The organism is Polymorphobacter sp. (assembly GCF_051860865.1).
GTDB lineage: Bacteria > Pseudomonadota > Alphaproteobacteria > Sphingomonadales > Sphingomonadaceae > Sandarakinorhabdus.
Map to the genome: position 1 here is coordinate 5,485 of NZ_JBIMKZ010000090.1, position 6,310 is coordinate 11,794.

Here is a 6,310-nt window from a genome sequence, read left to right on the forward strand (position 1 = left end):
GTTCTTCCGTGTGGGGTGGCAGCGCCCCTCCTAGTACGGTCTATTTCCAAAACCCCATACTCTTGGGGTGTGGGGCCCCCCCCCCCCGCCGCCGGAGGCATTTTCCCTGAATCAATCAGGGACATAGGCAATCAGATCGAGCAGCGCGTTGGCGCCGGGAACAACGAGGGGGCCGCCGATTTTCATGGTGGTGGAGGCGGGCTTGATGCCGGGGAAGTGGCTGGCCCATTCCTGGATCGAGTCGGCGAACCAGGTGCCTTCGTCGTGGAAGCAGGCGCGGCGGACGACATTTTCCAGCTTGGTGCCGCCGGCTTCGCAGATGGCGGCGACGTTTTTCAGCATGTATCGCATCTGGTTCTGGCCGGGGAGGCCGTACCAGGGGAATTCGGGGTGGCGGGTCATGCCGTCCATGAGCACGCCGCGGGAGTCGCAGGCCATTTGCTGGCTGAGGAACAGGAAGTTGCCGGCGCGGATGGCCTGGGGTTCGTGGCTCCAGGGCTCGGGGGCATTGGAGGTCTGGATGGTTTCGGCTTTGATTTTGGCGCTGTTGTGCAGGCAGGTGAAGGCGATTTCGATGCGGCTGCCCATGGTGCCGAGGCCCATATAGGGGATGACGACGCGGGCCGGGGGGTTCTCGGGGAACCAGCGCTTCCAGACGCGTTCCATGCCGGCGAAGTCCGAGGGGTCGCCGATATAGACTTCGGCCTTGACGGCGCGGCTGAGCGAGGTGCCGGCGGCTTCGGCGATGGCGGCGAGCTTGGAGAGGGTATATTCGGTCTGGGCCTCGATGGGGGAGCCGTACCAGACATAGGGGTTGATGCGGGCTTCCTTGGCGAGGGCGTTGGGTTCGCCGAGGTTGCGGGCCTGGCCATAGTCCCCGATCCAGTCGGTGGGGACTTCGCCGGCGAGGAAGACCCAGTCGCCACGGCGGAGTGCGGGCGAATAGCCGGCGAGCGGGGCGGGGACGCCGGCGGGGGACGGGCTGCCCTGGGGTTCGGAATCGGGATCGTCGATGGCGATCATGTCGACTTCGATGCGGGCGCCGCGGACTGGGAGCGCGCGGATGCCGATGCCCGTGGAGGCAGGGCGGGGCTCGGTTATGTAGTCGTTGCGGGTTTCGAGGAAGGGGGTGATCGAGATGCGCGGCCAGCAGTTGCCGTCGGCGAATTCCTCCATGGTCGGGTAGGGCGAGGGGAACCATTGCCAGATGCGGGCGACGTCGCGGGCGATGTCGCAGCCGGCGTTGGCGAGGGTGCGCTTGAGGGTTTCCATGACGAAGCGCGACTGGAGGGCGAGGTCGTCACCGAGGTTGGGGTTGGCGGGCCTGGCTTCGGCGGCGATGCCGGTCTTGAAGTCCGAGGCGAGCTGGCCGGAGACGAAGACCCAGCCGCCGGCCTTGACCGCCGGGGTGTAGGGCATCAGCGGGGCGGGGATATCGGGCCAGATGGCTTGGGGGGCTTTCGGGTCAGTCATTTTTGGGTCTCCGGCTGAACGGGGGTGAGCATGCCGATCGCGGCCCAGTCGATGTCCGGGCCGTGGCGGGCGATGAGGGTTTGAAGCTGGGTCTGGAGGAGGTCGGCGAGGGGCGCGGTGGGGGCGGTCTCGCGGAACAGGCGGAGATCCTTGGTGCCGAGCTGGGCGGTGAAGCCGGCGGGGTGGAAGCGGTGTTCCACGAGCATGGCGCCGTAGTTGCGGGTGATGGGGGAATCGAACAGCGTCGAGGTGAAGACGTTGAGCAGCGTGGCGGGGGGGATGTTGTTGGCCTGGCCGGCGGACAGGGCCTCGCCGAGCGCGGCGGTGGTGGCGAGGATCATGTAGTTGCCGGCGAGCTTGGCGACATTGGCCTGGGACGGGGTATCGCCGAGGGGGAAATGGGCCTTGCCGATCGCCTCGAACAAGGGCGTGGCGCGGGCGAGGGCTTCCGGCGCGCCGGCGGCGAGGATGAACAGCTGGCCGGCTTCGGCGGCGGGGGGGCGGCCGAAGACCGGGGCGGCGAGATAGTGCTGGCCGTGGTCGGCATGGAGCGCGGCGACAGTGGTGGCGGTCTCGGGGGCGATGGTGCTCATCGAGACGTGGAGGGCGCCGGGGGGCATATGGGCGGCGAGCGTGGGGGCGAGGGCCAGCAGTGCCTGGTCGTCGGCGACCATGGTGACGATCAGGTCGGCGGCGGCGGCGGCCTCGAGGCTGGGGGCGAGAGTGGCGCCGGCGGCGACGAGGGGGTCGGCGCGGGCGGGGGTGCGGTTCCAGACGGTGACCTGATGGCCCTGGGACAGCAGGCGGGTGGCGAGTGCCGCGCCCATGGCGCCGAGGCCGATGACGGTGACGATCATGCCGGGTTGACCTCTGCAGCATCTCGGAGCGCGGCGGCGGCGCGCGAGCGGGTGAGGGTGGCTTCATCGAGCTTGTAGAGCAGCAGGAGGAGCACCGAGACGAGGGCGCAGACGGCGGGGACATAGGCGACGCCGGTGAGCGCGGCCTGGCGGACGCTCTCGTAGCTTTCCGGCGTCGCCTTGCTGGTGGCGCTGAAGCCGGCGTAGCTGAGGGCGAAGCCAACGACGGCGGGGCCGATGGCGCCGGCCATCTTCTCGACGAAGCTGAAGACGGCAGTGTACATGCCCTCGCGGCGCAGGCCGGTCTGGTGATTGTCCCATTCGATCGCGTCGGTGACCATCGACATGGCGAACAGGACGTTGCCGGCGAAGCCGACACCGACGAGGACGCCGCGCATGACCAGCAGCCAGTCAGGCTCGCCGGGGACGGCGAAGATCCAGCTCAGATAGGAGACGACGACGAACAGGGCGGAGGTCATGTAGCCGCCGCGCTTGCCGACGCGCTTGGCGAATTTGAGCAGCAGCGGCGTGGCGACGAACGAGGTGGCGACCATCGGCAGGCCGATCAGCGCCATGGCGCTGCTGGAGCGCTGGAGCACCTCGACGACCATGAAGAAGGTGGCGGCCTGGCTCGAATAGACGGCGATCAGCTGGAAGCATTTGACGCCCATGATGGTGAGGAAGGCGCGGTTGCGGAAGAAGCTGGCGAACTGCTCCTTCATCGGCATGGTGCTGATGGTGCGGGGGCGCTGGGGCGCGCGCTTCGTCCCGCGCCAGGCGGTGAGGCAGGCGATGAGGATGATGGCGCCGTAGAGGGTGGCGAGGATGGTATAGTCGGCCTGGGTGTTGACCTGGACGTTGTTGATCTTGGCGGTCGACAGCCAGCCGAGCAGCAGGCCGGCACCGGCGCCGGCGCCGGTGATGCCGATGCTGGCGAAGATGACGCGCCAGCCATGGATCGACGAGCGTTCGTGATAGCCGTTGGTCATCTCGGCCGGCATGGCGATGAACGGGATGTTGAAGACGGTGTAGGCGATTCCGTAGAAGACCAGCGCGAAGGCGACATAGGCGATGGTCAGCGGATCGTTGCCGCCGGTGCCGAGCTTGGGGACGTTGAAGGCCAGCACCATGGCGAGGGCGCAGAGCAGGCCGCCGAGCAGCAAATAGGGGCGGCGACGGCCGCCGTATTTCTCGGGCGTACGGTCCGAGAGCCAGCCCATGGCCGGATCGTTGAGGGCATCGAAGATGCGGGCACCGGACAGCAGCAGGCCGGCGATCCAGCCCGACATGCCGACGATGGTGGTGAGATAGAAGAGGATCAGGCCGCCGACCGAATTCATCAGCAGGGCCATGCCGAGCGCGCCGGCGCCCCAGCTGACCTTGATCGAGGTGGGCAGCGGATCGTCTGCGGAGAGACGCTGTGTGGCCGTGGCTTGCGACATCATCCCTCCGGTTGGTTGAAAAAGGCGGGCCGGGGCCTGTGCCCCGGCCCGTCGGACTTAGAAGTTGGCAGCGACGGTGACGCCGATGGTGCGGCGTTCACCCAGCGCGGCCTGGTTGTTACGGACGTTCTGGATGACGAAGACGCTCTGGATATACTGCTTGTCGAACAGGTTGTTGGTCCAGAACCACGCCTTCCAATTGGCATCCTGGAAGCCGATGCGGGTGTTGGCGATCGCATAGGGCGCGATCTCCGTGGCGTTGACGATGTCGGTGAACTGCTTCGACTGATAGGTCACGTCGCCGCCGACGAAGAAGTCCCAGCGGTCGGAGACGGGGATGGTGTAGTCGAAGCCCAGGGTGCCGGCGAACTTGGAGGTCCGCTCGATCTGGTTGCCGCTGATGTCGGCGTTGACCGGGCAATTGATCCCGGTGCAGAGGCCGAGGAAGTTGCCGGCGATGACGCCGTCCTTGTACTCGGGGTTCATCCACGCCAGCGCATAGTTGATGGTCAGCTCGCGGGTCGGGCGAACAAGGCCATCGACTTCGATGCCGTAGGAACGGGCGGCGCCGTTGATGGCATAGATGTTCGGCGGCACGGTGCCGAAGACGGGCACGGCCGGCGGCGTGTAGTTCTGCGGCTGGACGAAGTTCTGCTTCTTGTTCCAGTTGACATAGAAGGCCGCGACATTGGCGATCACCGCGCCGCCGAAGAAGCTGTTCTTCGAGCCGATCTCATAGGTCCAGTTCTCTTCCTCGCCGAACGCCTGTTCGGAGGGGTTGAGCGGGATGGCGCCGGTCTGGCGGCCGTTGAAGCCGCCGTTCTTGAGGCCCTTGGCGACCGAGGCGTAGAGCAGGTTGTTGCTGGTGACGCGGTAATCGATGGTGAAGCGCGGCGCGAAGGTCTTGTAGGTGGCTTCGAGCGCGGGGGAGCCGACGACCTGGAGATCGAGGAAGGCGATGTCGGTCCAGTTGTAGCGGCCTTCGGCGCCGAGCGTGAGCCGGTCATCGAGCAGCTTGACGCTGGCGCGACCGAACACCGAGTCGGTGGTGAAGGTCTGGTCGGCGTTGCGCGAGACGATGACGGTGCCGGTGGTCGGACGGGCGAACGGATCCGACGAGAAGCGGATGCGCGGCTGGCCGGAAACGACGGGGGTGAAGTAGAACAGATACTGGTCGCGCGACTTCCAGTGCAGGTAGCCGGCTTCGAGATCGAGGCTGTCGCTCTTCCAGGCGGCGCGGAACTCATGGCTGTTGTAGGTCAGCCGGCCGCCTTCATGCTGGAAGTTGCGCGACGCGACGCCGGTCGGGTTGAAGGTGTTGGTGAAGGCGCCGATGTCTTCCTGCGCTTCGCCCTTGGCGTGGCCGTACTGATACTGGACATAGAGCTGGTCGGTGGCCTGCCAGCCGGCGGTGATGTTGGCGACCTCGGTCTTGGAGATCGTCGGCGGCTGCTCGACCGAGAACGGCGCTTCCGGCACGGCCGGGTTGTTGCGCAGGCCCGCCGGATTGACCGGGAAGCGGCCGCAGAACAGCGACGGGCGGGTGGTGACCGGGTTCAGCGGGCCGCAGTTCAGCACATCGTCACGCGAGGTGCCGTCGACGGCATAATAGGGCCGAAGCTCTTCCTCGCGGCGGTTCTGCTGGTAGAAGCCGGTGACGGTGATGGTGTCGGTCGGGGTGAAGACGACCTTGGCCGAATAGGCCTCGCGGTTGGAGCCGCCGAAGCGATCCAGGTTGCCGGCCGAGACGGGGAGGTTGTTCTTCCACGAGCCGTCATAGAGCATCTTGCCGACAAACAGGCGGGCCGACAGGATGTCCTTGATGATCGGGCCGCCGATGCCGATCTGGGCTTCCTTGCGACCATAGTTGCCGGCGGTGACCTGGGCGTTGACCTCGAACTCGTCGCCGGGCGTGTTGGTGACGAAGTTGATGGCGCCGGCAAAGGTGTTCTGGCCGTAGAGCGCCGACTGCGGGCCCTTGACGGACTCGACACGCGCCCAGTCACCCATCGACACGTCGACCATGTAGCCGCGCTGCAGGTAGATGCCGTCGATGAAGACGCCGACGTTGCCGACCGGGTTGGTGGTGTCGACCTGCTGGAGGCCGCGGATCACCGGGTTGCCGTGGAAGGTGGTGACGAAATCCTTGTACTGGAGGCTGGGCGTGAAGCGCGACAGGCTCTCCAGATCGGTGATGCCCTTGGCGAGCATGGCTTCACCGGACTGGGCGGTGATCGACAGCGGCACGTCCTGCAGGCGCTCGGACGAGCGGCGGGCGGTGACGATGATCTCGCCGGCCATGGCGTCGTCCTCGACGGCGGCCGTGGTGGTGGCGGTGGCGGTCTGAGCGTGCGCGCCGGTGGCGAGCAGGCTGGTGGCTAGCAGGCTGGCGATCAGCGCCGCCCGGTTTCTGTGACTGGTGTGCATGATGTACCCCTTGTGGTTGATCTAGATGTGACCGGCCCCCGAGATGGCCGATGGCGATTGCTGCGGCACGACGGGCAGCAGCAGATATCCGGCACTGCCCTCGACGCAGTG

General features: G+C 66.7%; 4 protein-coding genes. All 4 read right to left on the reverse strand.

Features of this window, described 5'->3' with window-relative positions; all coding sequences use genetic code 11:
* Positions 1-111: 111 nt before the first annotated feature.
* From ACTIFJ_RS13670 to ACTIFJ_RS13685, 4 genes are read right to left on the reverse strand one after another with little or no spacing between them, the layout of a single operon-like run.
* On the reverse strand, positions 112-1,473 hold the full coding sequence (locus ACTIFJ_RS13670) for a RidA family protein (RefSeq protein ID WP_439534668.1): 1,362 nt from the start codon (positions 1,471-1,473) through the stop codon (positions 112-114).
* A complete protein-coding gene (locus tag ACTIFJ_RS13675; RefSeq protein ID WP_439534669.1) occupies positions 1,470-2,330 on the reverse strand; it encodes an NAD(P)-dependent oxidoreductase in 861 nt (286 codons plus the stop codon). Before ACTIFJ_RS13675 ends, ACTIFJ_RS13670 begins: the two co-directional genes overlap by 4 nt.
* Positions 2,327-3,772, reverse strand: coding sequence for an MFS transporter (locus ACTIFJ_RS13680; protein WP_439534670.1), 1,446 nt, complete (start codon positions 3,770-3,772; stop codon positions 2,327-2,329). The genes ACTIFJ_RS13675 and ACTIFJ_RS13680 overlap by 4 nt, the downstream gene beginning before the upstream one ends.
* 57 nt (positions 3,773-3,829) lie before the next feature.
* The gene (locus ACTIFJ_RS13685; RefSeq protein ID WP_439534671.1) at positions 3,830-6,199 is read right to left on the reverse strand and encodes a TonB-dependent receptor; all 2,370 of its coding nucleotides are present in this window, start codon (positions 6,197-6,199) and stop codon (positions 3,830-3,832) included.
* Between the last annotated feature and the right edge of the window lie 111 nt (positions 6,200-6,310).

Coding starts and splice junctions, on each gene's coding strand:
- ACTIFJ_RS13670 (WP_439534668.1), bottom strand. CDS start 1,473: ATGACTGACCCGAAAGCCCCCCAAGCCATCTGGCCCGATATCCCCGCC.
- ACTIFJ_RS13675 (WP_439534669.1), bottom strand. CDS start 2,330: ATGATCGTCACCGTCATCGGCCTCGGCGCCATGGGCGCGGCACTCGCC.
- ACTIFJ_RS13680 (WP_439534670.1), bottom strand. CDS start 3,772: ATGTCGCAAGCCACGGCCACACAGCGTCTCTCCGCAGACGATCCGCTG.
- ACTIFJ_RS13685 (WP_439534671.1), bottom strand. CDS start 6,199: ATGCACACCAGTCACAGAAACCGGGCGGCGCTGATCGCCAGCCTGCTA.